The organism is Pseudomonas sp. yb_2 (assembly GCF_043103905.1).
Taxonomy (GTDB): Bacteria; Pseudomonadota; Gammaproteobacteria; order Pseudomonadales; family Pseudomonadaceae; genus Aquipseudomonas; species Aquipseudomonas alloputida.
In genome coordinates, this window is the sequence record NZ_JBICKH010000073.1 from 63,480 (window position 1) to 89,011 (window position 25,532).

Annotated in this window: 27 protein-coding genes; 11 read left to right on the forward strand and 16 right to left on the reverse strand. The window is 62.3% G+C overall.

What is annotated here, in order from left to right:
* Position 1 precedes the first annotated feature (1 nt).
* Genes ureE through ureG form a run of 4 tightly spaced genes read left to right on the forward strand, consistent with a single transcriptional unit; the run spans position 2 to position 2,378 of the window.
* On the forward strand, positions 2 to 505 hold the full coding sequence (ureE, locus tag ACF8FB_RS18625; RefSeq protein ID WP_003253926.1) for an urease accessory protein UreE: 504 nt from the start codon (positions 2 to 4) through the stop codon (positions 503 to 505).
* A gap of 18 nt (positions 506 to 523) precedes the next feature.
* Entirely contained in the window at positions 524 to 1,069 is a 546-nt protein-coding gene (locus ACF8FB_RS18630; RefSeq protein WP_003253925.1) for a HupE/UreJ family protein, read from the forward strand.
* A complete protein-coding gene (locus ACF8FB_RS18635; protein ID WP_392511660.1) occupies positions 1,069 to 1,743 on the forward strand; it encodes an urease accessory protein UreF in 675 nt (224 codons plus the stop codon). The genes ACF8FB_RS18630 and ACF8FB_RS18635 overlap by 1 nt, the downstream gene beginning before the upstream one ends.
* 11 nt (positions 1,744 to 1,754) lie before the next feature.
* Positions 1,755 to 2,378, forward strand: coding sequence for an urease accessory protein UreG (ureG, locus tag ACF8FB_RS18640; protein WP_010953755.1), 624 nt, complete (start codon positions 1,755 to 1,757; stop codon positions 2,376 to 2,378).
* Between the two features lie 242 nt (positions 2,379 to 2,620).
* Here ureG and ACF8FB_RS18645 read toward each other — a convergent pair whose 3' ends face one another.
* From ACF8FB_RS18645 to mcpP, 11 genes are all read right to left on the reverse strand, one after another.
* Positions 2,621 to 3,349 carry a thioredoxin family protein gene (locus ACF8FB_RS18645; RefSeq protein WP_210172162.1) on the reverse strand — a complete coding sequence of 243 codons (729 nt, stop codon included), beginning with the start codon at positions 3,347 to 3,349 and terminating at the stop codon, positions 2,621 to 2,623.
* A 94-nt stretch (positions 3,350 to 3,443) separates the two neighbouring features.
* Positions 3,444 to 5,645, reverse strand: coding sequence for an LTA synthase family protein (locus tag ACF8FB_RS18650; protein ID WP_010953758.1), 2,202 nt, complete (start codon positions 5,643 to 5,645; stop codon positions 3,444 to 3,446).
* A gap of 135 nt (positions 5,646 to 5,780) precedes the next feature.
* Positions 5,781 to 7,061: a hypothetical protein gene (locus tag ACF8FB_RS18655; RefSeq protein WP_004577464.1), complete on the reverse strand. Its 1,281-nt coding sequence runs from the start codon at positions 7,059 to 7,061 to the stop codon at positions 5,781 to 5,783.
* 46 nt (positions 7,062 to 7,107) lie between these two features.
* Entirely contained in the window at positions 7,108 to 7,860 is a 753-nt protein-coding gene (locus tag ACF8FB_RS18660) for a hypothetical protein (protein ID WP_010953760.1), read from the reverse strand.
* A 45-nt stretch (positions 7,861 to 7,905) separates the two neighbouring features.
* Positions 7,906 to 8,586, reverse strand: a complete 681-nt coding sequence (locus tag ACF8FB_RS18665; protein ID WP_010953761.1) for a C39 family peptidase — start codon at positions 8,584 to 8,586, stop codon at positions 7,906 to 7,908.
* Positions 8,587 to 8,647: 61 nt separating this feature from the next.
* On the reverse strand, positions 8,648 to 10,087 hold the full coding sequence (locus ACF8FB_RS18670) for a heme utilization protein (protein WP_392510628.1): 1,440 nt from the start codon (positions 10,085 to 10,087) through the stop codon (positions 8,648 to 8,650).
* Between the two features lie 49 nt (positions 10,088 to 10,136).
* A complete protein-coding gene (locus ACF8FB_RS18675; protein ID WP_010953763.1) occupies positions 10,137 to 10,715 on the reverse strand; it encodes a hypothetical protein in 579 nt (192 codons plus the stop codon).
* 1 nt (position 10,716) lies between these two features.
* On the reverse strand, positions 10,717 to 11,154 hold the full coding sequence (locus ACF8FB_RS18680; protein ID WP_003253914.1) for a hypothetical protein: 438 nt from the start codon (positions 11,152 to 11,154) through the stop codon (positions 10,717 to 10,719).
* 297 nt (positions 11,155 to 11,451) lie between these two features.
* The gene (locus tag ACF8FB_RS18685) at positions 11,452 to 12,021 is read right to left on the reverse strand and encodes an AAA family ATPase (RefSeq protein ID WP_010953765.1); all 570 of its coding nucleotides are present in this window, start codon (positions 12,019 to 12,021) and stop codon (positions 11,452 to 11,454) included.
* Entirely contained in the window at positions 12,018 to 12,584 is a 567-nt protein-coding gene (gene pnuC, locus ACF8FB_RS18690; protein ID WP_010953766.1) for a nicotinamide riboside transporter PnuC, read from the reverse strand. The genes ACF8FB_RS18685 and pnuC overlap by 4 nt, the downstream gene beginning before the upstream one ends.
* A 245-nt stretch (positions 12,585 to 12,829) precedes the next feature.
* Positions 12,830 to 14,464 carry a methyl-accepting chemotaxis protein McpP gene (gene mcpP, locus ACF8FB_RS18695; RefSeq protein WP_064491056.1) on the reverse strand — a complete coding sequence of 545 codons (1,635 nt, stop codon included), beginning with the start codon at positions 14,462 to 14,464 and terminating at the stop codon, positions 12,830 to 12,832.
* 300 nt (positions 14,465 to 14,764) lie between these two features.
* Here mcpP and ACF8FB_RS18700 point away from each other — a divergent pair, with 300 nt between their 5' ends.
* Together ACF8FB_RS18700 and ACF8FB_RS18705 are read left to right on the forward strand one after the other, a co-directional pair.
* Positions 14,765 to 15,595, forward strand: a complete 831-nt coding sequence (locus ACF8FB_RS18700) for an undecaprenyl-diphosphate phosphatase (protein ID WP_003253910.1) — start codon at positions 14,765 to 14,767, stop codon at positions 15,593 to 15,595.
* Positions 15,588 to 16,001 (forward strand): DUF1294 domain-containing protein, encoded by a 414-nt coding sequence (locus ACF8FB_RS18705; RefSeq protein ID WP_392511661.1) that lies wholly within the window; start codon positions 15,588 to 15,590, stop codon positions 15,999 to 16,001. Before ACF8FB_RS18700 ends, ACF8FB_RS18705 begins: the two co-directional genes overlap by 8 nt.
* Before the next feature lie 58 nt (positions 16,002 to 16,059).
* Here the strand turns inward: ACF8FB_RS18705 and ACF8FB_RS18710 are convergent, their stop codons facing one another.
* Positions 16,060 to 16,419 carry an MmcQ/YjbR family DNA-binding protein gene (locus ACF8FB_RS18710; RefSeq protein WP_047605158.1) on the reverse strand — a complete coding sequence of 120 codons (360 nt, stop codon included), beginning with the start codon at positions 16,417 to 16,419 and terminating at the stop codon, positions 16,060 to 16,062.
* Positions 16,412 to 17,314 (reverse strand): LysR substrate-binding domain-containing protein, encoded by a 903-nt coding sequence (locus ACF8FB_RS18715; RefSeq protein WP_003253907.1) that lies wholly within the window; start codon positions 17,312 to 17,314, stop codon positions 16,412 to 16,414. The genes ACF8FB_RS18710 and ACF8FB_RS18715 overlap by 8 nt, the downstream gene beginning before the upstream one ends.
* A gap of 133 nt (positions 17,315 to 17,447) precedes the next feature.
* Between ACF8FB_RS18715 and ACF8FB_RS18720 the strand changes: the two genes are divergently transcribed.
* A complete protein-coding gene (locus ACF8FB_RS18720) occupies positions 17,448 to 18,059 on the forward strand; it encodes an FMN-dependent NADH-azoreductase (RefSeq protein WP_010953771.1) in 612 nt (203 codons plus the stop codon).
* Positions 18,060 to 18,127: 68 nt separating this feature from the next.
* Here the strand turns inward: ACF8FB_RS18720 and ACF8FB_RS18725 are convergent, their stop codons facing one another.
* The 3 genes from ACF8FB_RS18725 to ACF8FB_RS18735 all read right to left on the reverse strand — a co-directional run bounded on the left by ACF8FB_RS18725 (position 18,128) and on the right by ACF8FB_RS18735 (position 22,002).
* Positions 18,128 to 19,330 carry an NAD(P)/FAD-dependent oxidoreductase gene (locus tag ACF8FB_RS18725; protein ID WP_010953772.1) on the reverse strand — a complete coding sequence of 401 codons (1,203 nt, stop codon included), beginning with the start codon at positions 19,328 to 19,330 and terminating at the stop codon, positions 18,128 to 18,130.
* Positions 19,331 to 19,410: 80 nt separating this feature from the next.
* Entirely contained in the window at positions 19,411 to 20,010 is a 600-nt protein-coding gene (locus ACF8FB_RS18730) for a helix-turn-helix domain-containing protein (RefSeq protein WP_014591264.1), read from the reverse strand.
* A gap of 39 nt (positions 20,011 to 20,049) precedes the next feature.
* Positions 20,050 to 22,002: an FAD-dependent oxidoreductase gene (locus tag ACF8FB_RS18735; protein ID WP_392511662.1), complete on the reverse strand. Its 1,953-nt coding sequence runs from the start codon at positions 22,000 to 22,002 to the stop codon at positions 20,050 to 20,052.
* Positions 22,003 to 22,176: 174 nt separating this feature from the next.
* On the opposite strand from ACF8FB_RS18735, the gene ACF8FB_RS18740 reads away from it, so the two are divergent.
* From ACF8FB_RS18740 to ACF8FB_RS18755, 4 genes are all read left to right on the forward strand, one after another.
* A complete protein-coding gene (locus tag ACF8FB_RS18740; protein WP_049586164.1) occupies positions 22,177 to 23,220 on the forward strand; it encodes an ABC transporter substrate-binding protein in 1,044 nt (347 codons plus the stop codon).
* Positions 23,221 to 23,242: 22 nt separating this feature from the next.
* Positions 23,243 to 23,998, forward strand: a complete 756-nt coding sequence (locus tag ACF8FB_RS18745) for a class II aldolase/adducin family protein (RefSeq protein WP_392511663.1) — start codon at positions 23,243 to 23,245, stop codon at positions 23,996 to 23,998.
* A 162-nt stretch (positions 23,999 to 24,160) separates the two neighbouring features.
* Positions 24,161 to 25,045, forward strand: a complete 885-nt coding sequence (locus ACF8FB_RS18750; RefSeq protein ID WP_003253899.1) for an EamA family transporter — start codon at positions 24,161 to 24,163, stop codon at positions 25,043 to 25,045.
* Between the two features lie 70 nt (positions 25,046 to 25,115).
* Positions 25,116 to 25,436 carry a YbjQ family protein gene (locus ACF8FB_RS18755; protein ID WP_003258990.1) on the forward strand — a complete coding sequence of 107 codons (321 nt, stop codon included), beginning with the start codon at positions 25,116 to 25,118 and terminating at the stop codon, positions 25,434 to 25,436.
* Positions 25,437 to 25,532: the final 96 nt, after the last annotated feature.

Below are 25,532 nucleotides of genomic sequence, written 5' to 3' on the forward strand. Positions count from 1 at the left end.
AATGATTGTCTTGAGCCGCCGTATATCCGAACCCGGTACGCGGGTTGTCAGTGGCACTGTCACCCTTGACGTGGACAGCCGTATCAAGAGCCGCCTGCGAGTAACCCTGGACGATGGCCGCGAAGCCGGGCTGATGCTGGAGCGCGGCCACCTGCTGCGCGGAGGTGAACTGCTGGCCGATGCCGAGGGCACCCAGCTGATCCGCGTGCTGGCTGCGCCCGAGGCGGTGTCGACGGTGCGCTGTGCCGATCCACACCTGTTGGCACGCGCCGCCTACCACCTGGGTAACCGCCATGTGCCGCTGCAGATCGAACCCGGGCTGTTGCGCTTCCAGCACGACCATGTGCTGGACGACATGCTGCGGGGGCTGGGCCTGACGGTAGAGGCGGAACAGGCCCCGTTCGAGCCTGAAGCGGGCGCTTACCAAAGTGCACCGCATGGCCACAGCCACAGTCATGCCCATGGCCACGATCACCCGTTCGTACGCCTGCCTGCCCATTCCTGAACTGCCCTGGAGCAACCGATGAAAAAGACTTTCGCCTTGTTTCTGTTGATGCTGGCACTGCCAGCCTTTGCCCATCCGGGCCATGACAGCAACCCGCTGCAGGACGGCCTGCTGCACCCGCTGACCGGGCTCGATCACCTGCTGATGCTGCTGGGTACCGGCGTGCTCGCCGCGTTGACCCGTCGCAACCTGACATTGCCCCTGGCTACCCTGGCGGCCATGTTCGGTGGTGCCGTGTGCGGTCACCTGTTCGGCGATGTGCTGGGCATGGAAACCCTGATTGCCGTGTCGCTGCTGGTGGCTGCCGGGGCGGTGCTGCTGCCGAGCCGCCAGTCGCTGCTGGCCATGGCCATGCCTGTGTTCGCCTTGTTCCATGGTTGGGCACATGGCGTAGAAGCCACGCCGAGCGCGTTCTGGCAATTCAGCGCGGGGTTTGTCGTGGTCAGCGGCTTGCTGCTGGCGGCGGGCTTTGCAGTCGGTTGCCTGCTGCGCCGCCACAGCGGCCTGCAGAAGGCCTTTGGCGGTGGCCTGTTGGCCGGCGCCGCGCTGGTACTGGCCGGTTGATGAACAGCGACCTGGCGCTGCTGCGCCTGCTGCAGTTGGCCAGCCCCGGCTTGCCGGTGGGTGGTTTTACCTATTCGCAAGGCCTGGAGTGGGCGGTCGAGGCCGGCTGGGTTCGGGGCGTGGACAGTTTTGCCGGCTGGCAGCGTGAGCAGGTTCACGACACATTGGCCTGCCTCGACTGGCCGGTGCTGGCGCGTCTGTACCACGCCTGCCAGGCTGAAGACGCCGAAGCGTTCGGCCACTGGAGTCGGTTCTTGCTGGCCAACCGCGAAACCGCCGAGCTGCGCCTGGAAGAACAGCAGCGCGGCGCAGCGCTGGCGCGGTTGCTTGACGGCTGGCAACTGGGCCAGGCACCGGCCTGGCGCACCAGCCTTGAGCTGACCCAGTTGGGCGGCATGGCCTGGCTGGCTGTGCACTGGGCCATCCCGCTGCGCCAGCTGGCATTGGGCCATGGCTTTGCCTGGCTGGAGGGCGCGGTCATGGCCGGGGTCAAGCTGGTGCCGTTCGGCCAGCAGGCTGCCCAGACCTTGCTGCGCGACCTTGGCGCCGACTTGCCCGCTGCATTGGACCAGGCGCTGGTCCTGGGCGATGACCAGCTCGGCGGCGGCCTGCCGCTGCTGGCCATCGCTTCATCGCGTCACGAAACCCAATACACCCGTTTGTTCCGTTCCTGAGGACTGCCTGCATGCAAAGCTATCAACAACCCCTGCGCGTCGGTGTCGGCGGCCCGGTCGGCTCTGGCAAGACCGCACTGCTGGAAGCGCTGTGCAAGGCCATGCGCGATCACTACCAGATCGCCGTGGTTACCAACGACATCTACACCAAGGAAGACCAGCGCATCCTCACTGAGGCCGGCGCCCTTGAGCCGGAGCGCATCGTTGGCGTTGAAACCGGCGGCTGCCCGCACACGGCCATCCGTGAAGACGCCTCGATGAACCTGGCGGCGGTCGAAGCGCTGGCGCGCAAGTTCGGTAATCTTGAAGTCATTTTCGTGGAAAGCGGCGGTGACAACCTCAGCGCCACGTTCAGCCCGGAGCTGGCTGACTTGACCATTTACGTGATCGACGTGGCCGAGGGCGAAAAGATCCCGCGCAAGGGCGGCCCAGGCATTACCAAGTCTGATTTCCTGGTGATCAACAAGACCGACCTGGCGCCTTATGTAGGGGCGTCACTGGAGGTGATGGAGCGCGACACCCAGCGCATGCGGCCGCAGCGGCCCTGGACCTTCAGCAACCTGAAGAAGGGCGAGGGGTTGCAGGCCGTGATCGATTTTATCGTCGAGCGCGGGATGCTGGGGGTGCGAGGCTGACAGATCGAGGTCTCTGTGCGGGCATGTCCGCACATAGACCAACGCGGTGGATGGCACCGGCTCTGCCGGTGTTCGCGGGTTTACCCGCGAATACGGTAGCGGCCGCAACAGTGAACGGCGGGTGGAAATTGGCCAGCAGGGCCGGCCTCTTCGCGGGTAAACCCGCTCCTACGGGGCGACCGCGCAGGCCGTCGAATGTTGAGCAGGACAGTTGCCCCCCACAGGTGTGCGTGTTGCCAGCATCATCTGTGACAGCAGTGAGGCTTGTCCGGTTGCCCTTCATAGCGGTCATGGTGCCGCACCCAGTCCATGGTCCCACCTTCGTTACGCCCCAGTGGCGCAATGTCGAGGAAGTTGTAGGTGTTGACCAGAATGTCCAACCCGCGGGCGTAGGTTGAGTAGGTGTGGTACACGCTGCCGTCGCCTTCGCGGAAAAACGCACTCAAGCCGGGCAGCTCGCTTTCATTGCCCTCATACGGCTCATAGTTGTACTGCCGCTGGCCTTCGCTGCCGACACTGACGCCAAAGTCCTCGTTGAAGTCGCTGCCATGCGACGAATACCACGGGAACTGCCAGCCCATGCGCTGGCGAAATGCCTGGAATTCGGCATACGGCGCCCGTGACACCGCCACCAGCGACACATCGTGGTGGGCCAGGTGCAGATTGGCGCCGTCAAAGTGGTCGGCCAGAAAAGAGCAGCCGGGGCAGCCCTCGCTCCAGCCTTCGGCGAACATGAAGTGGTAAAGCAGCAACTGGCTGCGGCCTGCGAACAGGTCGGCCAGACTCAACGCGCCATTTGGCCCGAAGAAGCGGTAATCCTGCTCGACCTTTACCCAAGGCAGGGCGCGACGGGCTGCAGTTAGCGCGTCGCGGTGGTGGGTAAACGCTTTTTCGTGCAGCCACAGTTGCTGGCGAGCCGCCAGCCACTGGCTGCGGGAAACCACCGGGTGCCTGCTTTCGCGTGTGCTCATGGTGCTGTCTCCTCGCTGGGGAATTCACACCTTGGTCGAGTACGACCAGGTCGATTCGACAAGCACCGGTGGCCGGGCGATGAGCGGTATCTGCTCAGCCCGATTGGGCGATATGCCCCTCGGCCCGTTCATCGGCGCCGTCATCCTCACCAGGCAGGGCGGTGATCACGCTGAAGTCGCTGACTTCTACCTTGCCGCCGCCATAGCCCAGCAAGTGGAAGGAAAACGCCTTGCGCTCGGTCGGGTTGTCGAAGCTGAACTCCATCTCCAGTGGCGCGTCGGTGGTGACCTTTACCTCTTCTGGCAGGCCCAGCGGCACGTCCTGTTCCAACTGCTTGGCCTTGAGCCGGATGTAGGCCGCACGTTTGGGGTCCAGCGAGCGGACCTTGACCCGCACGCGGGTGTGCGAGCCTCCGGGCATTTCCAGATACTGGGCGCCAATGAGGTTGTCGGCCCAGTCATCGTCAATGCGCTTGCGCAACTTGATCGGCGAAGGGCCGCCGAACTGGTAGCGCAGGTTGAGCGGGGTTTGCAGCAAGGATTGGTCGAGTACCACGGCCAAGGCACCGATCTGTTGGCCCAGCAGGCTGTCGGCCGGCCCAAGGTAGCGGGCCTGGTCGGCGATGAAGCCCTCACTGGCATAACGCCGGCAGCGCTGTTGGAAGTCACATTCGGTGAACAGGCCCTGGCCGTTGTGGTAGCGCAGCATGCCGTTGGTGTAGGAGATCATCTCGCGGCCGCTGTCGTAGTCGCGGTACAGCGAGCGACCGCCAAGCGCGACGGGAATGGGCAGTGCGAAGTAGTCGAGCAGCGAGGTGGCCAGGTCGATATGGCCGTAAGTGCCGCGCTTGATGGTTGGCAGTTGGGCCTGCTCCGGCGCCAATGTAAGGTTGAAGCCCCAGGACGAGGCCAGGCGCACGCCATCGATGCCGTGAGACTCGTCGGAAGTCACCACCACCAGTGTGTCCTTGAGGACGCCCTGGCGCTCGAGATTGTCAAGAAATGCCCCGACTGCGTCATCCAGGTAGGCGACGGCTGCCTGTTTCGGTGTGTCGAAGCGCTCGAGGTACTCGGCCGGCGCCGAATAGGGCTGGTGGGTGCCCACGGTGAGCAGCGTCAGCATCCATGGCTTGTCCTGCTTCTGCAACTGGCCCACATAGCCCAGGGCGCCTTCGAAGAAAGCGCGGTCATCCTTGCCCCATGGGAAGTGCAGGTAGTTCTTGTTGCTGAACCACTCCTGGCCATGCACCGCATCGAAACCGATGTGCGGCATGATGCGGTCCTTGGCCATGAAGCGCAGGCCTGCGCCTTGCAGGTAGTGGGTGGTGAAACCGGCCTGGCGTAATTGTGCCGGCAGACAGGCCTGGTTGCGTTGGTTCTGGGTCAGCAGTTCCACGCCCTTGGGCGTGCCGTTGGCCAGCTTGTCGTAATCGCCGCACAGCATCGCATACAGGCCACGGATGGTCTGGTGGGTGTGCAGCACGTAGTCTGGGGTGTTCATGCCGCGCTCGGCCCATTTGCTGAGCTTGGGCATCAAGTCTTCGTTGAAATGGCTGTTCAGCGCCTGGCGGTTAGGCCGCAGGTAGGCGCCCGGGATGCCTTCCAGGGTAATCACCAGCAAGTTGCGGGCGCTTCCCGGGCCGGCAAGCAGCCTTTGCCCATGCAGGTCGGATTGAGTCAGGCCGCTGCTGGCCAGCGGGGTGAAGGTTTGCGTGTGGCCCATCCAGCCTTCGACCTGGCGTTGCAGGTTACCGACCCCGGCAGACATCAACTGGTGGGGGAGGTTGTATTGCCGCCACTGGTCGGCATCGGAAGGTAGCAACTGCTGGCTGCCCCAATGCGCGCCGAACAGCAGTACGGGTATGGCCCAGGCTTTGCGCGGCAGTGGCTGGCTACGCCGAGCACGGCTGCGCCACGCAAAGGCCAGCCAGGCCAGCAGGCCGCCACCCAGGGCCCAGGGGAGCCAGGCATGGGCCAGGCCGCCACCGGTCGAATTCTCCATGAATTGCGGGTCGGTCAGGTAGTTCAGGTCGGCGCTGGTGGGCAGTCGGCCCACTGCGCTCACCAGTTCGGCCGAGGCCACCCACAGCGCCGCCCAGGCCAGTAGCACCGGCAGCGCCAGCCACCACGGCCTGCGGTGTAGCAGCACTATCAACAGGCTGCCGAGGGCGAGATCGGACAGGTAACCGAACGGGTTGGACCAACCCAGCATGGCGCGCGTACCCAGTGGGATCACCAGCACCAGAGCCGCCAAAGTGGCAAGCCGGGTGCTTGGGTGGTCGGACAGGTTCTTCACAAAAACTTCCCTTTTGCCATTAAATCGTCATGCATCTGTGCTTGATGATATCAGGCCAGGGCAGGGAAGGCGGCCGGTTACAAGGCTTGTAACCAAAGCCGGGCCCGTTCGCACAGGCCCGGCCGATGGCAACTATCAGAAGTAATAAGGGAATTTCAGGCTGAAAGAAAAGTCAGGTGCGTCATCGGTCAGACCAATGGACAGGTTGGGCACGATGGTCAGGTTGTCGGTGGCGGCGAAGGTCAGGCCAATATTGAAGTTGGCGGCGTTGTAGTCACTGTTGGAGATCGATTGCCAGTCGCCGCCATCAGGTTTGATCTTGCTCTTGCGGGCGAACTGGTCGGATACCGAGAACGACATGCTCATCTTTTCGTTAAGGGCAAAGGCGATGCCCCCGCCGATCTGCCACGAGTCGCCAAGCTTGACGTCACCCGGCACCTTGCTGTTCACCTGCGGACTGATGTCGCTGAACGAGTCTTGCATGTTGTAGGTGTAGGACAGGCTGCCGAACAGCACGGCCGGGTCGAAGGTCTTGACCAGCGAGATGCCCGGTGTGATCGACCATACACCGTTGCCGGTCGGTAGGCTTTCCGGTACCGCGAGGTTGTTGTTGCCGTCCACCTCGCGCAGTTTGATGCCGTAGGGGTCTTTGCCGGTCGGTGCCTTGATGCGCAGGGTGGCCACTGCGTCAGGCCAGGTTTCGTCCTCGTCGAGGAATTTGTAGGCCACCCCGACGTTGATATCGCCGATTTCCGGGTCGCGGGTCACGCTGGCATCGGAAGTGGTTGCCCCGGCCCCCCCCGCACCACCGGACGAGTAGGTGGACTCGCGGTAAACCACGGGGACGTTGATGTCGAACTGCCAGCGCTGCGCCAGGTTATAGCGGGCAGTCATGTCCAAGGTCCAGTTGTCAGCCTTGATCCGGTCGAGGTTGATGCTGCCGAGGAAGATCGAGTCCAGTGCCAGAAAGCCATTGAGGGTTAGCGCACGGGTATCGTAATGGGTATAGGTGACGCCGGTTTCGAAGCTGAACTTGCCCCCGCCAAAGAATCCGCTGGCTTCGTCATACAGGTTGGAAACGCTTTGCGCCGGCTCGGAATCGGCTGTCAGCGCCTGGCCGTAGGAGCTCCCTGTAGTGCCCGGTGCGCCAGAAGCGACGGTCTGAGCACCTTTCACCCCCTCGGCCGGAGACTTGACCAAGCGTTTGGGTTGCGCGGCAGCAGGGGCCTCCTCGACCTGGCGCACACGTTGCTCCAGCACCATCAGTGCCTGTTGCTGTGCCTCATAGCGGCGTTTGAGTTCAATCAGTTCCTGTTTCAGCGCTTCGACTTGTGGGTCGGCGGCTGCGTAAAGTGCGGTGGCGGGGGCCAAGGTCGTCAAGCACACAAAAGCTCTGAGCGTAAAAGATCGGTACATGGAGTTGCCGTCCCTTCCAACTACTTTTGATGAGACTGAGCGTAGATCAGTATCCGAAGGTGCGAAGACCTTTGAGCTGGTCGAGGCTACCGTTGAGGGAAGCCGCTGTCGGCACGCTCTCGCGCATGACAACGTTCAGGGTGGTGACGTTGTTGACCAGGTTGCCGTTGCCAAGCAGCGTCGAGTTCTGCAGCAGGCCACCTTGGGCCAGGCGTTGCACGCTGCTGCCCTGGTTGTTGCTGGCATTGATGTTGAGCTGCACACCCACACCGCTGGAAGACACACTGAGCGCGCCGGCGCCATTTTCCCCGACCAGGGTCTGGCCGGCGGCCAGTACCTGGCCTTGCTGTTGTACGGCGGGTGCCTGGTTGGCTTTGGTCACGTTGATATCGACGTTGTTGTAAGCGGCGTTGTTGTCACCGGCTGCACGGACCACCTGGGTTACACCTTCGGTGGTGGTCAGGCCGTTGCCGCCCGTTACCACGCCAGTCCCGGCAGCAGAAGCGTTGCTCGGCGCCGGACCTGCGCCTTTTTTGTCAATCATCGAGACATAGAACTGGGGTTTGATGGTCGATTGCTGAACCTGCAGCGTGGACGTTGCCCCGATCACATCCCCTTTTGTATTTTGCCAAGTACTGGACATGACGATGCCGAAGCTCACGATTCGTCCGGGCATCACATAGCGGCCTCGCAGGTTCGCCAGCTCCTGGTCCTTCAGTTCAATGGGTTTCAACGCCTCTGCGTGACTGGGCAAGCTGGCTGCCAGGCAGGCGATGGCCAACCACAATGAAGTCTTCATGAAATGCTCCCTGGAGCCTCATGCTCCTTGTCATTAGAACAGTCGTTAGAAGAAGTCGCTTCTGATGAAGCCGAAGTCCAGCAGCTCTGAGTCCTGCACGGGGGTGAAGTTGTTCACCCGGCCCTTGGCGGTCAGTGGCAGGGGCGGGTCGAGCAGGATGTTGTTCTTGTCGTAACCCTGGCCGATCACCGCGAAGATGATGCCGTTCCAGCCCTTGAGGAAATCGTCGACCTTGTATCGTTTGTGGCCCAGCACCGGATCACCGATGTACACCCAACCTTTGTCGACTTTCTGCATGACCACGAAGTGCTTGTAGCCGCGCACATCCATCAGCACTACGACGGGAATGCGCACACTGTGCAGGGTTTCGGGCGCCACCCGGTAACCGCGGGCACGCATCCCGAGGCTTTCGACGTAGCGCTTCATGTCGAGCATCGAGAAGCCTTGCGTGCGCACAAGGTCCTGGTCGGCGTGGGCCAGCATGCCTTCGATGATCTGATGTTCGTCCACATCCAGCCAGTAGGCCTGGCGCAGGATGGTCGCCAGCGCGGCCGCGCCGCAGCTGAAGTCGGTCTTTTGTTGCACCAGGTCGGCGAACTTGCGTTCGCGCAAGCTCTGGATCGGTTTGAACACCACGGCCCCGCCCGGCAGGACGGACAGCGGCATTTGTGCAGCTTCGCTCACGCTGGCCAGGCACAGCAAAAACGCCAAGGCGAAAATACGCATGATCGGATGCCTTACGGTGTGTTGAAGAAAGGCCCCCCGAAGGGGGCCTCAAGCACAGCGGTCAGAACGAAGTGTTGGAGATGGCCAGCGAGTTGCTTTGCTGGTTGCCCACACCGGCTGCTACGTTCACGCCCAGGTTACCGCTGCCACCGTTCACCGAACCGCTAAGGGTTGCAGTGTTGGTAACTGGGTTGGCCCAGCCGGTCGGGGTCAGCACTTGGAAGGACACAGTATTGCTCAAGTCGTAGGCGCTGCTTTCGCTGTAGCTCTTCGAAACGTCGTTCGAGGATTGTTTTGATTGCTCGCCAGACTTCGAGAACTCGGACGCCGAAGCATTCTCGTACGAAGAGTCGTGAGACTTGGTGTACGAAGACTCTTTGGACTTGTCGTACGACGACTGATGCGCCTTGTCGTAGTTGGAGTCGAATGCTTTCTCGAACGACGAGTCGTATGCACTTTCGTGCGACTTGTCGACCGACACATCCAGCGACGCATTCAGCGAGCCATCGAAGGAGCTGGAATCGGTACGCTCGAAACGACCAAAGTCGGTGGTACGGGTACGCGAGGCGCTAACGTCAGCGTCCAGCGAAGCTGCCAGGCTGGCGCTGCTCGACGCGCTGTGGCTGCCGCTGGCAGAGCCACTGGCACCCCAGCCGAACGAGCCACTTGCGCTCGAGTTGTGGGAGCCGCTGGCATTGCTGGATTGCGAGCCGCTGGCGTTCCAGCCACTGGAGCCGCTGGAACTGGCGCTTTGCGCACCGGCGACGCTGAAGCTCGAAGACGAGCTGCGGTCGTCGGTCGAGTTGAAGCTGCCTTCCTTCGAGCTTGAACCGCTGGCCGACTTGGTGATGGTAATCGTATCCACCCGATAGGTGCGGTCGGCACTGTTGTTTACAATCAGGCCTGGGCCGTCCTGATTGGCCGAAGCCGTGGCAGTGGCGTTACCCAGCGGAGCACCGGTGTTGGCGATGGCCATGGTGTTTTTCTGCTGGTTGAGGTCGCCACCGGCAACGTTGATGCCGATGTTGCCCTCAGCCCCGCTGGCTGAGCCGCTCATCACCGCCGAAGACTGGGTCGAATAGTTGTCGACCCGGTTGTTTCTGCTGGTTTGCACAACGTCAGCTGTGGCACTGGCCATGCCGAACACGAAGCTGTTGTCCAGGCTCGAGTCGGAGCCTGCGTTGGCAATGGCAGCGGCGTTGTCTTGCTGGTTGCCGTTACCGGCCGCCACGTTTATGCCAACGTTGCCGCTGGAGCCGGTGCCAGAGTCACTCATCTCGGCTTCGTTGATGGTGCCTTGATTGGAGATGCGGTTGCGGGTACTGGTTTGGGTATCCCAGGCATTGGCCGTTGCATACACAGGGATCTTGGTGGGTGGAGGATTGTGATGACCATTGTTATGGTGGTCATTACGCCGATCATTTTGCCCAGCTTGTACAGCAACAGCCATGACCGCAGCAATTGCGAAAACCAGAGGCTTGATTGCCATCGAGGGTTTCATGGTGATTCTCCGTACGCTATTAGGTTAAGTGTCGTTCTTAACTGCAGGGTCAATCCGCGACCCGGATGCTCAAGGTGTTGGCCATTCGGTTTCCCACCCCGGCACTCTGGTTCAACTGGATCACCCCTCGGCTACCGGTGAAGGCCTGGTCACTGGTAGTGACCTGGCGATAGCCTGCTGGAATGTCAGTTGCTCCTGAGTTGTTGATCAGCGCCACGTTCTGTTGCATGAGGACGCTGTCGTCGATGCTTTGCGGTTGTGCACCAATGCTGATGCTCAGTGCGTTGGCTTGCTGGGTGTTGGCACCTGCGCTCTGGTTGACGCCCAGGGCGCCGCTGCCGTTGCTGAAAGCGTTGCCCTGGATGGTTGAGCGGGCGTCCATCGCGGGGTCGGCGGGCGTGTCGAGCCGTTGTCGGATCTGGGTGCTTGCATTGGCTTCGGGGCCGACGGCGATGGCGCGCGCATTGACCTGCTGCTGTTTGTCACCTGCGGCCTGGTTGACAGAGAGGTTGCCCTGATAGCGGCTGCCGGAGCTGTCGATATCGGCGTTGTTGATGACCGGAACCAGGGATTGCGCAAAGGCCGGTGCAGTGCAAAGGGCGGCCAGCATCAGCAGTGTGCGCTTCATCTCACTTGCCCCCGCCGGTCAGAATCTGCAGTGGCGCGAGACCACGCTGCACGCTCGAGTTGACCATGTTCGAGATACCGTTACCCGACCCGGTGCCGCGTCCGCCCGCCAAGTTGGGAAGCTGGTTCTGGTTGCCGAGGTTGCCACCCAGGTTATTGGTCTGCTGGGTGACCAGGTTGCTGATGCCTGCACCGCTGCTGATGCCGGCGAAGTCGCCATCGCTCAGCTCGTTGGTTTGCTTGAGCACGTGGGCAGAAGGGTTGGCATTGACGGTGGTAGGGCTCGGGTCTGGGATCAGAGGGGGGATGGTCGCGTTGCGCACCTGCACATCGCGCTTGATGATGATGATCCCCTTGTCCGCCTGAGCCGTCAGGCTGAGTGACCCCAGTACACAACCCACCAGTAATAGGTGATAGAGGCGTTTGTCACGTTTCCTCACGACGGCAACTCCTTCTTTGAGCGCTGGCCCTGTTCAGCGATGCGAACGATAGAGCAGAAGGTGTGCCGCTTTTTAGAATACGTTTCAGATCAGATAGTTAGGAAAAGAGGTTGATAAAATGCGGCGCATGCTGTCTCAGGCTTGAAACAGCTTGCCCTGCGCGTTGCCGGCAAAGTCAGCTGTGGCCTTGATGGGAAGGGTTTTTGCAAGTGTGTTTCACGGGCTTGACACTGCCCCCAGGACGGGGGGAAGCCCCGCAATTTCGGGGGCTTTGCCCCACCGGGGTGTGTCAGTGGTTTAACACTCTGTCGGGCATGATGGCGCATCGCTATTAAGCAGCTTAGCAACCGATTGCAGGGCCAGCAATTGGCGTTGCGGCCAATTGCCATCAAGTATTTGGTGCGGTTGATTGTGCCGCCTCAGCCACGCCTGGCTGTCGTCGAAAAAGCGCTGACGATCACTGAGGTCGGGTTGGCAACGCTGCCCATCGGCAATCCAGTCCACCCCTTGCGGGCTGAGCAACAGGTGGAGGTCGTAACGCCGTGCCAGCAGTGCCTCTTCCAGCCAGGTTGGGCAGTCGCCGAACAGTGCGTGGCTCCAGAGCATGTTGCTTAGCAGGTGGGTGTCCAGGATTAGCAGCGGGGGCGCCTGCTCACGCGCACGGTCCTCCCATGCCAGTTGTCCGCGGGCGATGGCGGGAATATCGGCGTAGCAGGTGTCGCGGCATTGCTGGTCGATGAAATGACGCACGTATTCGCCCACCACCAGGCCACCAAAATGTGCCTGGATCACCCCGCTAAGCCAGCTTTTGCCACTGGATTCTGGGCCGCACAGTACCAGCACTTTCATTGCTTGCGGCGCACTCATGGCTGTACCACCGCCGGGTCGCGCCGCCATTCCAGCCAGCCGCGTACGGCAATCAGGGTGAGCACGGCGAAGAAGCCTGCGGTGAAATACAGCTGCTGATGCAGGTATTGGCCCACATAGACGATGTCGACCACGATCCACAGTGGCCAGCACTGCAGGCGTTTCTGCGCCATCCACAGTTGCGCGACCAGGCTGAATCCGGTCAGGGTGGCATCCAGCCAGGGCAGGGCGGCATCGGTCCAGTTGGCCATGGCCGCGCCCAGGGCGGCGCTCAGCAGCACCCCGGCGGCCAGGCCGGTGAGCAGTGCCGGGCGTGGCAGACGGGAGACCTGGCGGGCGTCTTCAGCGTGGTCGGGGCGCTTCCATTGCCACCAGCCGTACAGTTGCAGGATGGCGTAGGCCACTTGCAGCAACATGCCCGAGTAGAGCTTTACTTCGTAGAACAGCCAGCCATAGATCAGCACCATGACCAGGCCGATCGGCCAGCACCAGGCGTTCTGCTTGACCGTGAGCCAGACAGCGGTAACGCCGAGGAGGGCGGCAATGAGTTCAAGGCCGGACATCGGCGATCCTTGGAGGCTACGGGGAAGGGGCGAGATTGTAGCGGGTCGGCCGGTGAAGGTGTAGGGCGCAGCGGTGGGATACCCGGTTGTAGGAGCGGGTTTACCCGCGAACACCGGCAGCGCCGGTGCCATCCACCGCGTTGTTTCCTTCGCGGGCATGCCCGCTCCCACAGGTGCAGCGCAGGCTTCAAGGTCACTCGATACCTGCTGGAGCAGGCCTGCCCGCTCCCACCAAGGGCTTGTTCTCAGACCCGGAACTGCCGCAACAACTGCTCCAGCTCTTCGCTCAACCGCCCCAATGCCACCCCGGCATCGCTGGACTGACGCGCCGCATCGGCGGTCTGCTGCGACAACCCGGCAGTATCCAGCACATTGCGGTTGATCTCTTCGACCACATGCGACTGCTGCAAGGTGGCGCTGGCAATGGAGGCGTTCAATGCGGTGAGGTTGTTCAGCACCTGGTTGATGGCGTCCAGGCTGGCGCCGGCCTCGCGGGCTTGTTCGACGGTCTGGCGCGATGCCTCGCTGCTGGTGTCTATGGCCTTGACCGCAGCGTCCGACTGACTCTGCAGGTGCTCGATCATGGTATGAATCTCGGCCGTCGATTGTGCTGTACGCTGAGCCAACAGTCGCACCTCGTCGGCGACCACGGCAAAGCCCCGGCCTTGCTCGCCAGCCCGTGCCGCCTCGATGGCGGCATTCAGCGCCAGCAGGTTGGTCTGTTCGGCAATGGAACGAATCACGTCCAGCACGCCGCCGATGCGCGTGCTGTGGCCGGCCAGGTCGCGGATTACCTGTACGGCCTCATCGATGGTCAGCGACAGGCGGTCGATCTGCGCCAGGCTGCCGTGGATAGCCTGCTGGCCGTGCGTCACCTGTTGTTGTGCCGTACGCATTTCTCCGGCGGCCTGTTCAGCGGTCTTGGCCACGTCCTGCACGGCGTAGGTCACCTCATTGACTGCAGTGGCCACCTGGTCCATCTGTAACGATTGCTGGGCACTGCGCTGTTGTGCGGCACCTGCATTGTCACCGACGTGCCCGGCGGACTGGGCCAATGCGTGGGCCGCGCCTTGCAGTTGGCCGACGACACCTTGCAGTTTGCCGTTGAAACGGTTGAAGTGCTCGCCAAGGTGGGTGATCTCGTCGCTGCCATGGGTGTCCAGGCGCCGGGTCAGGTCGCTTTCGCCGCTGGCGATGTTGCCCATCGCCTGCACTGCTTCCTGCAGCGGGCGGGCGATGCTGCGGGCAATCAGCATGACCACCAGCGCCATCAGCAGGGCAATGCCCACGCCAACCAGCGAAGCGTCGCGCAACTGGCGAGCGAATTCGGCCTGTACGTCATCGACGTACACGCCCGAACCGATGATCCAGCCCCACGGCTTGAACAGCTGAATATACGAGGTCTTGGCTACCGGCTCACTGGCGCCGGGCTTGGGCCAGCGATAGTTGACCGGGCCGGCGTCCTGCTGGCGGGCGAGGGCGACCATTTCGTTGAACACGGCGAAACCATCGGGGTCGCGGATGGCGGAAAGGTCCTGGCCGTCGAGCTTGGGGTTGGCCGGATGCATGATCATCTTCGGCCCCAGGTCGTTGATCCAGAAATAGTCGTCATGGTCGTAGCGCAGCGCGCGCACTACCTGCAGCGCCTGTTGCTGGGCGGCTTCGCGGCTGAGCGTGCCGGCAGCTTCCAGGCCTTGGTAATAGGCCAACACACCCGCGGCGGTCTGCACCACGTGGCGGGTTTTCTCCGCCTTGGCCTGGTACAGGTCACCATGGATCTGCCGCAGCATCAGTAGGCCCAGTACCACCAGCATGGCCACCGCCACCACAAGGATCAGCCACAGGCGCCGACTGATTGACATCGATCTCAGAGTGTTCATCCATCAGCTCCCGCATTGTTCTTTTTATTGAGGTGCATCGAAGCATGCTTTGCAGTGAGCCCACACCCGACTAATGGCTAAGTGCTATGTTGGTGATAGTCTGCAACGGGTCAGGTAGAGCGATTGCCAAGGGGCCCTGTCAGGATTTCGGCCGCGCAAGATGAAACCTTTAACAGGCGTGAACTTTTCTACTGGCGTTGCGCCCAACAGTCGCTGTAAAACAGCCGGGCCGTGTAAGGCAATTTCAAGCAAATCAAGAACAAGGGGCCTGCAACAAGCAGCGCTCCATCCGGGGGAATGATGGATTTTTGGACTGCCTTCCAGGCAATCATCTTAGGCGTGGTCGAAGGGCTGACGGAGTTTCTGCCGATCTCCAGTACCGGTCACCAGATTATCGTCGCCGACCTGATCGGTTTTGGCGGCGAACGGGCCATGGCTTTCAACATCATCATTCAGCTGGCGGCGATCCTGGCGGTGGTGTGGGAGTTTCGCAGCAAGATTTTCGAAGTGGTCTTCGGCCTGACCCACCAGCCCAAGGCGCGCCGCTTCACGGGCAACCTGCTGTTGGCGTTCATGCCGGCGGTGGTACTGGGTGTGCTGTTCGCCGACCTTATTCACGAATACCTGTTCAACCCCGTCACCGTGGCGGCGGCTTTGGTGGTGGGGGGCGTCATCATGCTCTGGGCCGAGCGCCGTGAGCACCGCGTGGAGGTGGACCATGTGGACGACATGCGCTGGAGCCATGCGCTGAAAATAGGCTTCATCCAGTGCCTGGCGATGATCCCGGGCACGTCGCGCTCCGGTTCGACCATTATCGGTGGCTTGCTGTTCGGCCTGTCGCGCAAGGCAGCGACCGAGTTCTCGTTCTTCCTGGCAATGCCGACCATGGTCGGTGCGGCGGTGTATTCGGGCTACAAATACCGCGACTTGTTCCAGCCCGGCGATCTGCCGGTGTTCGCGCTCGGCTTCGTGACCTCGTTCATCTTCGCCATGATTGCCGTACGGGCGTTGCTCAAGTTCATTGCCAACCATAGCTACGCGGCATTTGCCTGGTATCGCATTGTGTTCGGCCTGTTCATTCTGGCGACCTGGCAGTTCGGTTGGGTCGACTGGTCCACGGCACATGGCTGAGGCGCTGCGTGGGCAACGGGCTGAAGGCTTGCGCAACGTGCGCCTGAAGCTGCTGCTGTTGGGCGTGCTTTGCCTGTTGCCCGGCCTGGGGGCGGCGCGCATGGCCTGGAACGATCAGGCCTGGTGGCCATTGGCGTTGTACCCGGCCATGAGCCTGATCAGCCTGTTGCTGTATTGGCAGGACAAGCGGCAGGCACGTAACCAGGCCTGGCGTACACCCGAGAAAGTGCTGCATGCCAGTGAGCTGCTCGGTGGTTGGCCGGGGGCGCTGTTGGCGCAGCAGCTGTTTCGGCACAAGACCCGCAAGGTTTCGTTCCAGGTGGTGTGCTGGGGGATTGTGCTGCTGCACCAGGTGTTCTGGGCAGACTGGCTGTTTCTTGACGGGCGTTATCTGCCCCTTGGTTGATGTGCAGTTGTACCGGCCTCTTCGCGGGTAAAGCCGCGAAAGGGCCGGAACAGGTCGATCACATGACCAACCCCACCTGCAACCGCTTGGGCAACCGACGCACTACCAGCTGGTGCGACCGCTGCAACACCTCACACAGTTCATCACGCCCCATGGGGTAGGGCGGCGCCATGCTGACCCACCGCGCCCGCGCCAGGTACGGCGCCGGCCGTATCCCGGGTCGATCGCAATAACCCAGAAACAGCTCGTCGGCTACCTTGAACGACAACCCGGCACCCGCCAGGTCGAGCACCGCGAACATCTTGTTTTCTGCCACCGAAAACACTCGGATGCCGCCCCATTTGTAGTCTTCCCGCGCACCCGGCAGGCTCAGGCAAAATGCCGCCACCTGGGCCTCGCTCATCTTCCGTTCAGACATACCGCTCTCCACAAGCCTCGAATGACGCCGCCAGGTGGTCGATCCACACCCGGACCGCAGGCAGCAGGCCGCGCCTGTGTGGGTAAACGGCCTGCAGGTAGCCACCCGGCAGCGACCAGTCTGGCAGCAGGCGCACCAGTTCGCCGCGTTCCAGTTCCTCTTCACAGAACATGCTGGGCAGCGCAGTGAACCCCAGGCCGGCACGTACAGCAGCGTTACGTACTACGAAATCGTCGATCGCCAAGCGTGGCTCCAGCGCTATTTCCTGCTGTTTGCCATGGGGGCCGAACAGGCGGAAGTGTACCAGCCGGTCTGCTTCGGCTGCGCCCAGTACGGGCAATGATGCCAACTCGCCCGGTTCGCGAATGTGGTCGGCAAAACCGGGTGCGGCCACCAGTTGCATTTGCGCCTGGCGCAGGCGGCGGGTGACCAGGGCCGGGTCTTCGTCGCCCAGGTCGCGTACGCGCAACGCCACATCAATGCCTTCGGAAATCAGGTCGACCCGGCGGTTGAGCAATACCATGTCCAGTTGCACCAGCGGGTACTGCTCGAGAAAGCGGCTGATCACATCCGGCAGGAAGGCGTGTGCCAGTGCCACCGGGCACGATACCCGTAAACGCCCGCGCGGCTCACTGCTCATGCTGGCCACGGTCTCGTCGGCGGCTTCGGCCTCCAGCAACATGGCCTGGCAATGATGCAAGTAACGTTCACCTACTGCGGTGAGCTTGAGTTGCCGTGTGGTGCGCTGCAACAGGCGTGTGCCCAGGCGCTCTTCAAGCTCAGCGATACGCCGCGACAGGCGCGACTTGGGGATGCCCAGCTGGCGCCCGGCGGCGGCAAATCCGCCGGCTTCGACGACGCGCGCGAAGTAGAAGAGGTCGTTAAGGTCTTGCATGGGAAAGTCTCACTGTTCCATCTGTGGGACAAACTAACGCATTTTTGCTTACTTATCAGCTATTGATCATCTCGGTAGGATTCTCCCCATCGTGATCGCCCACAGCTGCGGTCTTCACTCACAGGAGAGTCCCATGAAACTGTTGCACATCGATTCGAGCATCCTGGGCGACAATTCCGCCTCGCGTCAGCTGAGCCGTGAAGTGGTCGAAGCCTGGAAGGCTGCAGACCCAAGCGTTGAAGTGGTTTATCGCGACCTGGCTGCCGATGCCATCGCCCACTTCTCCGCTGCCACCCTGGTCGCTGCAGGCACCCCTGAAGACGTACGCGACGCGGCCCAGGCTTTCGAAGCCAAGCTGAGCGCCGAGACGCTCGAAGAGTTCCTGGCTGCCGATGCCGTGGTGATTGGTGCGCCCATGTACAACTTCACCGTGCCGACCCAGCTCAAAGCCTGGATTGACCGCGTAGCCGTCGCCGGCAAGACCTTCCGCTACACCGAAGCCGGCCCGCAAGGCCTGTGCGGCAACAAGAAAGTGGTGCTGGTTTCCACTGCGGGTGGCCTGCACGCTGGCCAGCCGACTGGCGCCGGGCATGAAGACTTCCTGAAAGTGTTCCTGGGCTTCATCGGGATTACTGACCTGGAAATCGTCCGGGCCCACGGCCTGGCCTATGGCCCGGAGCAGCGCAGCCAGGCGATCGATGCTGCACAGGCGCAGATTGCCAGCGAGCTGTTTGCGGCTGCCTGATCAAGGGAGCGTTTGGTTGCAAGCGTGGCCCTGTCGAAACACAAGGCCACTCCAACCTGTAGAAGCGTTCAGGCCACCGGGATGAGCGGATCAGCTGCCGCCAGGGCCGATGCCCGGTCAGCCGCTGGCGGATAAATCCACACTGAATTGATCTGGCGCTTCAGCGCCTTGGCTTCGGCCTTGTCCTCCGGTGGCGAAACCTCACGGTCCCATCCTTCGGTGTACACCGCGCCCCAGGCCCCCAGGTCCAGGCACGTCACGTACTTGGGCTGGCTGTAAGCCGTTGGTGCTACGCCAAGCAACTCGGCAGCGGCATTGTTGCCCGCATGGCGCCCCAGCGCAATCGCATGTTGGCACGACATCACGGCATGATTGCCAAGCTCGTCACAGGTGGCGTAGGCCACGTCTCCAGCTGCATACACGGCATCATTGCCCTTGACCTTCAGGTTGCCATCGACATGCAAGCGGCCGCGGTTGTCGCGCTCGCCGCTGATCTGTTCGGTGAGCGGGTTGGCCTTGAAGCCAACCGTCCAGACCACCGTGCTGGCGTCGATCCGCTGGCCGTTGTCCAGCTGCACACCGGCAGGGTCTACCGAAACTACTGTGGCACCGCAAACCCACTCCACGCCCAGTGCCTCGCATGCCTGCTCGATGGCTGGGCGAATGCCGTCACCCAGGGCTGCGCCAATCCTGGCGCCGCGGTCGATTACCACTATGCGCAACGCGGCGTCTTCACCCAGTATCGCGCGCAAGCGGGCCGGCAATTCGGTGGCCGTCTCGATGCCGGTAAAACCGCCCCCGGCTACCACCACGGTATTGCGTGCCGGCGTGTTCGGCAGGCTGGCCAGTGACTTCAGGTGGGCTTCCAGGCGTGCGGCGCTGTCGAGCTTGTCGACGTCGAAGGCATGCTCGATGCCGACCATGTCAGGGCGCTCGAGCTCACTGCCGCAGGCCATGATCAGACGGTCGTAGGGCAGGGTGCAGCGAGTGCCGCTGCGAGTGCGATAGCCCACGCGGCGGGCCGCTTCATCGATGTGGTAGGCCGTGCCCTGCACGAAACGGACATTGACAGCGTCGAACAGCGCCTGCAGTGGTGCGGCCATGGTATGCACGTCTGGCTCGTAGAAGCGCGGACGCACATGCAGTTCAGCCTGGGGCGCGAGCAAGGTGACCTCGACGCCCTTGCTGCCGTTGAGGTCAAGCTGGCGGATGGCGCTGAGTGCGCTCCACAGGCCGGCAAAGCCCGCACCAATGATCAGGATCTGCTTCATGGTTGTGCTCCTTTGAAGTTCGGTGGACAAGGTAGACCGTATTGCCGGTCAACGGTGTTACCAGGGCTTGCTGGAGTGCTTCAGAATGTTGGCGGCGTGATCACCCAGATCACCACGGCATCCACTTCACCGGGGTTGCCGTAGCGGTGAGGTTCCTGGCTCGAGAAGCTGAAGCTGTCGCCTTCACTCAGCTGGAAATGCCGCTCGCCTACCCACAGCTCAAACGTGCCGCTGAGCAGGTAACCGGCTTCTTCGCCGTCGTGGCTGTAGCTTTGCTGGCTGTAGGTACCTGGCGGGAAACGTGAGTGCAGCATCTCCAGCTGGCGGTTGGGCTGGGGGGTGAGCAGTTGATCGACGATGCCATCTTCGTAATGCACGCTCAGGCGGCTGTTGCGCCGCACCACATAGCCTTGGTCTTCGGGCGCGGTGGTGGCCTCGCTGGCGAAGAACCACTGGATGGTCACGCCCAGGCTGCGGGCGATGTTGAACAGCGCCGGGATCGACGGGTAGGAGAGGTTGCGCTCCAGCTGGCTGATGTAGCCTGCGGTCAGTTCACTGTGTGCGGCCAGCTCCGCCAGGGTCATGCCGCGGCGCTTGCGCAGGCCGCGGATGCGGGTGCCGAGGAACTGCGGCGCGGCGCCCCCGGGTTCGCTGGCGGGGGGCTGGGGGGGTTGGCTCATGCGCGTCGGTCCATCGCAAAAGCCGCAGTATGTACAGCCTCAGAGCGCCCAGGCAACCGTCAGGCCATCGTGAATCGCTTCTTCGGCCGTGCGCGGCGCCAGGCAGTCGCCAATCCGCCGTACGTCCACCACACCTGCCAGTTCAGTGGCCAGGCGGTCTTGCGGTTGATGCCCCATGCACAGCACCAAGGTGTCGATGCCTTCGAAGATCATCGGATCGCCGCTGGCGGTGTGCTGCAGGTACACCGTGTTGTCGTCGCTGCCGTACAGGCGTGCGTATGGGGTGACAGGGATACCCAGGCGATGCAGCTCGCCGGCCAGTTGGTCACGTACGTAAAGCGGCAGGCTCTCGCCGCAATGAGTGCCGTTGACCGCCAACTGGACCTGATGGCCTTCGCGCACCAGGCGTTCGGCGATACCGGGGCCGATCCAGTCACAGCGCCAGTCGATCACCAGCACCGAACGCCCCGGTTTCACTTCATTGCGCAGCAGTTGCCAGGCGTCCACTACCTGAAGCTCGCCGGTACGCTCGAACGCCGGCCAGTAGGGGGTGGCTCCGGTAGCAGCAATGACCAGATCAGGGCGCTCACGTTCGACCAGTGCGCGGTCGACCCGGGTGTTGCGCACCACTTCTACACCTGCCAGGGCCATTTCCCGTTGCAGGTTGGTACTGGCACCCCCGAACTCGCTACGCCGTGGCAGTAGCTGGGCCAGTAGCACCTGCCCACCGAGCTGCGGGCCCGCCTCGTACAGCGTGACCTGGTGCCCGCGCGCGGCGGCCACGGCGGCGGCCTTCATGCCGGCCGGCCCGCCGCCGGCGATCATTATGCGTTTGGGCGAGGAAGTGGGCGTGAGGTGCCCGTACTGCAACTCACGCCCGGTTTCCGGGCGCTGGATGCAGGAAATGGGCAAGCCACGATGGAAATGGCCGATGCATGCCTGGTTGCAGGCGATGCAGGCGCGCACGTCTTCGACCTGGCCGCGTTCGGTCTTGGCTGGCATCGACGGATCGCAGATCAGCGCCCGGGTCATGCCGCACACATCAGCCTGGCCGCGGGCCAGGATCAGCTCGGCTTCCTGGGGCTGGTTGATGCGCCCGGTGACGAACAGGGGGATAGCCAGCTGTTGCTTGAAGGTGCCAGCCTCGCGGGCCAGGTACGCCGGTTCGATGGCCATCGGTGGCACGATATGGACCGCGCCACCCAGCGAGGCCGAGGTACCGGCGACGATATGCAGGTAGTCGAGCTGGCCCTGCAAGGCCATGGCAGCAGCCAGTGACTCGTCCTCACTCAGGCCCTGGCTGTCGCGCTCGTCAGCGCTGATGCGCAGGCCAATGATGAATTGCTCATCGGTGGCCGCGCGCACTGCGGCCAGCACTTCGCGCAAGAACCTCAGGCGCTGATCCAGGTCACCGTTGTAGCCATCACTGCGTACGTTCACCCGCGGGTTGAGAAACTGCGCGGGCAGGTAGCCATGGCTGGCCACCACCTCGACGCCATCCAGGCCGGCCTGGTGCAGGCGGCGGGCGGCGCTGGCGTAGCCCTGGACGATTTCGTCGATCATTGCCTGGTCCAGCGCCCGTGGCATCACCCGGAAGCGCTCATTGGGCACCGCAGACGCCGAGTAGGCTACCGCCAACAGGCCGTCTGCCGACTCCATGATCTCCCGCCCAGGGTGAAACAGTTGCGACAGCACCACGGTGCCGTGCGCATGGCAGGCCTCGGCAAGCTGGCGGTAGCCCTCGATGCAGGCATCGTCAGTGGCCATTAGCACATGCGAGGTGTAGCGGGCACTGTCGTGCACCCCGGCGACCTGCAGCACGATCAGGCCGACGCCGCCGGCAGCGCGGTCGCGCTGGTAGGCGATCAGCTTGTCGTTGACCAGGTTGTCGGTGGGCAGGCAGGTGTCGTGACCGGTGGACATGATGCGGTTTTTCAAGCGTTTGCCGCGGATCTGCAAGGGCTCGAACAGGAGTGGGAAGGCGGTCTGCATCAGGCGGCTCCGGTGCGGTGTTGTTATTTTTACTTATAAAAGTGTAGCGATAGTAAAAAATCAACTTGTTTTTTTACTTGCGTCTGTCTAGGTTTTCCTCACTCGCATGGCGAGGGTGTGACCTCAGAACAACAAGAAAACGGGCCCGTCGGGCACCGCCAGGAGGAAACTACGATGCAGCTATATCCACGTGTGACCGGCCTTTGTGCAGCCTTGTTGGCCCTTGGCCTGAGCAATGCGCAAGCTGCGCAGCAGATGGTCGTGGTCGGTTATGGCGGTGCGGGCCAGAAGGCCCAGGATGAGGCGATCTTCAAGCCCTTCGTTGCCCAGGACGGCAGCCAGCTGATCCAGAGTGAATACAACGGCGAAATGGCACGGATCCAGGTCATGGCCGACACCGGGAATGTCGATTGGGACGTGGTGCAGATCGAAGGCCCTGACTTGATGCGCGGCTGCGACGAGGGGATTTACGAGCGCCTGGATTGGCAGCGCCTGGGCCATGCAGCCGAACTGATCCCGGCAGCCGCACAAGATTGTGGGTCGGCCGCGCTGGTCTGGAGCGTGGCTATTGCCTACGACCGCAGCAAACTGGCCCAGGCGCCGGCGTCGTGGGCCGACTTCTGGGACGTCGACAAGTACCCTGGCAAGCGCGGCCTGCGCAAGCGTGCCGTGTACAACCTGGAATTTGCACTGTTGGCTGACGGGGTCAAGGTCGAGGACGTTTACCGGGTATTGTCCACCCCGGCAGGTGTCGAACGGGCCTTCGCCAAACTCAGCGAACTCAAACCCCATATCCAGTGGTGGGACGCCGGCGCTCAACCCGCGCAATGGCTGGCAGCCGGTGACGTGGTCATGACCTCCACCTACAGCGGACGAATTGCGGTGGCGGCGCAGCAGGGCAGCCCGTTGGCCGTGGTATGGCCTGGCAGCCTGTACGGTATGGACTATTGGGCGATCATCAAAGGCTCGCGGCATGTCGACCAGGCCAAGCGGCTGATTGCCTATGCCAATCAGCCGGATACCCAGGTGCGGTATGTGCAGCAGATACCCTATGGGCCAACCAATACCCAAGCCGCGGCCAGGCTTGACCCGGCGCTGGCCAACTGGGTACCCACTTCGCCACAGAACCTGCAAGGGGCGCTGGCCATGAACGTGGAATTCTGGGTCGATCATGGCGAAGAACTGGAGCAACGCTTCAATGCCTGGGCCAGCAAATAGCGTTCAGTAAAGGGGCAACAAGATGACTGAAACGGAACTAAGCCTGCGTCGGGAGCTGGCTGCCTGCTACCGGCTGATCGCGCACTTTCGCATGAGCGATCTCATCTTCACGCATATCTCTCTGCGCCTGCCTGGGCCGGAGCACCATTTCCTGATCAACCCGTACGGCCTGCTCTTCGAGGAGATCACAGCGTCCAGCCTGGTGAAGATCGACCTGCAGGGGCGGCCGGTGGGGGCTGCCCGTCACCCGGTCAACCCGGCCGGGTTCGTCATTCACAGTGCCATTCACGCTGCCCGCGAGGATGCCCGGTGCGTGCTGCACACCCACACCCGCGCAGGCTGCGCGGTGGCCGCATTGGAATGTGGCCTGCTGCCGGTCAACCAGATGTCCATGGAGTTTTACGGCAATGTGGCTTACCACGCCTATGAGGGCGTCGCGCTGGACATGGATGAACAGCAACGGCTGGTGGCCGACCTGGGCAACAAGCCGGTGATGATGCTGCGCAACCATGGGCTGTTGACCACGGGGCGCAGTGTGGCTGAAGCCTTCTTGCGCATGTACTACCTGGAGAAGGCTTGCGAGATCCAGTTGGCGGCACAAAGTGCTGGGCAACTGATATTGCCGTCGACCGAAGTGTGCGTGCGTACCGAACGGCAGTTCAACGCGCCGGGGAGAGGGTTGAAGCAGGGGGAACTGACCGACCCGGATGCGCTGCACTTGGCGTGGGCGGCGTTGTTGCGAATGTTGGAAAAGGTGGCGCCTGGTTATCTGGATTGAACCTGTGCTTGCTGATTTGGCAGTTAGTCGTCCAGCCGACAGCGGGCGGACGGAACAGTCACTGTAGTGCAACCATTGGTTTCAACTGTGCTGGTCCCTTCTCAAGGAATACCGTTATGCTGTAACGAAATATGTCTAAAAAGCCTGCAGAAGGAAGTCGCAATGCCACTCAAGGACCTGCTTATCGCCCTGGTGGTGATTGTCGCCTGGGGCGTCAACTTTGTGGTCATCAAGGTTGGCCTCGACGGGCTGCCACCGATGTTGCTGGGGGCATTGCGTTTCTTGCTGGTGGCGTTCCCGGCGATCTTGCTGGTCAGGCGGCCCAAACTGCCGTGGCGCTGGCTGATCGCTTACGGTGCGACCATTTCACTGGGCCAGTTCGCGTTCCTGTTTCAGGCCATGTACAGCGGCATGCCGCCAGGGTTGGCTTCGTTGATCCTGCAGTCGCAAGCCTTCTTCACCCTCGGTTTTGCTGCGTTGTTTCTCGGTGAGCGGCTGCGCCTGGCCAGCGTGCTGGGGCTGCTGGTGGCGGCCGGCGGCCTGGCACTGATCGGCAGCGAAGACGGCGGCCATGTGCCCATGCTGGCGTTGGTGCTGACCCTGTGTGGCGGTGCGATGTGGGGCCTGGGCAACATCATTACCCGACGGTTCGGCTCGGTCGACCTGGTCGCGTTGGTGATCTGGGGTGGGCTGATACCGCCACTTCCATTCCTGGCACTGTCCTGGTGGCTGGAAGGCCCCGAGCGCATTGGCCATGCCTTGGCCAATATCAGTTGGAGTTCGGTGCTGGCCCTGGCGTATTTGGCCTTTGTGGCCACCATGCTCGGCTACAGCCTGTGGAGCAAGTTGCTGTCGCGTCACCCGGCAGGCAAAGTGGCGCCGTTCTCGCTGCTGGTACCGGTGATTGGCCTGAGTTCGTCGGCGTTGCTGCTGGGAGAGCGCCTGACCGCTACGCAGGGCTGGGGCGCATTGCTGGTGATGGCCGGCCTGCTGGTGAATGTATTCGGTGCGCGCATCGGTCAGCGTTTGCGGGCTGCCAACGCGTAAAGCGCTTAAATCTACCGACCTGCGCTCTGTTAGAATCGGCCTCTTTCTGCCAGGCCAACGGAGCGCATCCATGATCATTTCCACCACCAGCCAGCTCGAAGGCCGCCCGATTGCCGAATACCTGGGCGTGGTCAGTTCTGAATCGGTGCAGGGCATCAACTTCGTGCGCGATTTCTTTGCACGGTTTCGCGACTTCTTCGGTGGCCGTTCGCAAACCCTGGAAAGCGCGCTGCGCGAGGCCCGGGAGCAGGCCACTGAAGAACTCAAGGCCCGGGCACGACAGTTGCAAGCCGATGCGGTAGTGGGGGTGGATTTTGAGATCAGCATGCCGTCGGTACAGGGCGGCATGGTCGTGGTATTTGCCACCGGTACGGCAGTGCGCCTGAAGTAAAGCCCTTTGCCATTGGTCGGCTACAAGGTTCTTGTCCGGTCGGTCCGCAAATGACCAGCTAGTCTCACTTTCACAGGCCGCGTTTCCTGGGCAACT

Coding starts and splice junctions, on each gene's coding strand:
- ureE (WP_003253926.1), top strand. CDS start 2: ATGATTGTCTTGAGCCGCCGTATATCCGAACCCGGTACGCGGGTTGTC.
- ACF8FB_RS18630 (WP_003253925.1), top strand. CDS start 524: ATGAAAAAGACTTTCGCCTTGTTTCTGTTGATGCTGGCACTGCCAGCC.
- ACF8FB_RS18635 (WP_392511660.1), top strand. CDS start 1,069: ATGAACAGCGACCTGGCGCTGCTGCGCCTGCTGCAGTTGGCCAGCCCC.
- ureG (WP_010953755.1), top strand. CDS start 1,755: ATGCAAAGCTATCAACAACCCCTGCGCGTCGGTGTCGGCGGCCCGGTC.
- ACF8FB_RS18645 (WP_210172162.1), bottom strand. CDS start 3,349: ATGAGCACACGCGAAAGCAGGCACCCGGTGGTTTCCCGCAGCCAGTGG.
- ACF8FB_RS18655 (WP_004577464.1), bottom strand. CDS start 7,061: ATGTACCGATCTTTTACGCTCAGAGCTTTTGTGTGCTTGACGACCTTG.
- ACF8FB_RS18660 (WP_010953760.1), bottom strand. CDS start 7,860: ATGAAGACTTCATTGTGGTTGGCCATCGCCTGCCTGGCAGCCAGCTTG.
- ACF8FB_RS18665 (WP_010953761.1), bottom strand. CDS start 8,586: ATGCGTATTTTCGCCTTGGCGTTTTTGCTGTGCCTGGCCAGCGTGAGC.
- ACF8FB_RS18670 (WP_392510628.1), bottom strand. CDS start 10,087: ATGAAACCCTCGATGGCAATCAAGCCTCTGGTTTTCGCAATTGCTGCG.
- ACF8FB_RS18675 (WP_010953763.1), bottom strand. CDS start 10,715: ATGAAGCGCACACTGCTGATGCTGGCCGCCCTTTGCACTGCACCGGCC.
- ACF8FB_RS18685 (WP_010953765.1), bottom strand. CDS start 12,021: ATGAGTGCGCCGCAAGCAATGAAAGTGCTGGTACTGTGCGGCCCAGAA.
- pnuC (WP_010953766.1), bottom strand. CDS start 12,584: ATGTCCGGCCTTGAACTCATTGCCGCCCTCCTCGGCGTTACCGCTGTC.
- mcpP (WP_064491056.1), bottom strand. CDS start 14,464: ATGAACACTCTGAGATCGATGTCAATCAGTCGGCGCCTGTGGCTGATC.
- ACF8FB_RS18700 (WP_003253910.1), top strand. CDS start 14,765: ATGGATTTTTGGACTGCCTTCCAGGCAATCATCTTAGGCGTGGTCGAA.
- ACF8FB_RS18705 (WP_392511661.1), top strand. CDS start 15,588: ATGGCTGAGGCGCTGCGTGGGCAACGGGCTGAAGGCTTGCGCAACGTG.
- ACF8FB_RS18710 (WP_047605158.1), bottom strand. CDS start 16,419: ATGTCTGAACGGAAGATGAGCGAGGCCCAGGTGGCGGCATTTTGCCTG.
- ACF8FB_RS18715 (WP_003253907.1), bottom strand. CDS start 17,314: ATGCAAGACCTTAACGACCTCTTCTACTTCGCGCGCGTCGTCGAAGCC.
- ACF8FB_RS18720 (WP_010953771.1), top strand. CDS start 17,448: ATGAAACTGTTGCACATCGATTCGAGCATCCTGGGCGACAATTCCGCC.
- ACF8FB_RS18725 (WP_010953772.1), bottom strand. CDS start 19,330: ATGAAGCAGATCCTGATCATTGGTGCGGGCTTTGCCGGCCTGTGGAGC.
- ACF8FB_RS18730 (WP_014591264.1), bottom strand. CDS start 20,010: ATGAGCCAACCCCCCCAGCCCCCCGCCAGCGAACCCGGGGGCGCCGCG.
- ACF8FB_RS18735 (WP_392511662.1), bottom strand. CDS start 22,002: ATGCAGACCGCCTTCCCACTCCTGTTCGAGCCCTTGCAGATCCGCGGC.
- ACF8FB_RS18740 (WP_049586164.1), top strand. CDS start 22,177: ATGCAGCTATATCCACGTGTGACCGGCCTTTGTGCAGCCTTGTTGGCC.
- ACF8FB_RS18745 (WP_392511663.1), top strand. CDS start 23,243: ATGACTGAAACGGAACTAAGCCTGCGTCGGGAGCTGGCTGCCTGCTAC.
- ACF8FB_RS18750 (WP_003253899.1), top strand. CDS start 24,161: ATGCCACTCAAGGACCTGCTTATCGCCCTGGTGGTGATTGTCGCCTGG.
- ACF8FB_RS18755 (WP_003258990.1), top strand. CDS start 25,116: ATGATCATTTCCACCACCAGCCAGCTCGAAGGCCGCCCGATTGCCGAA.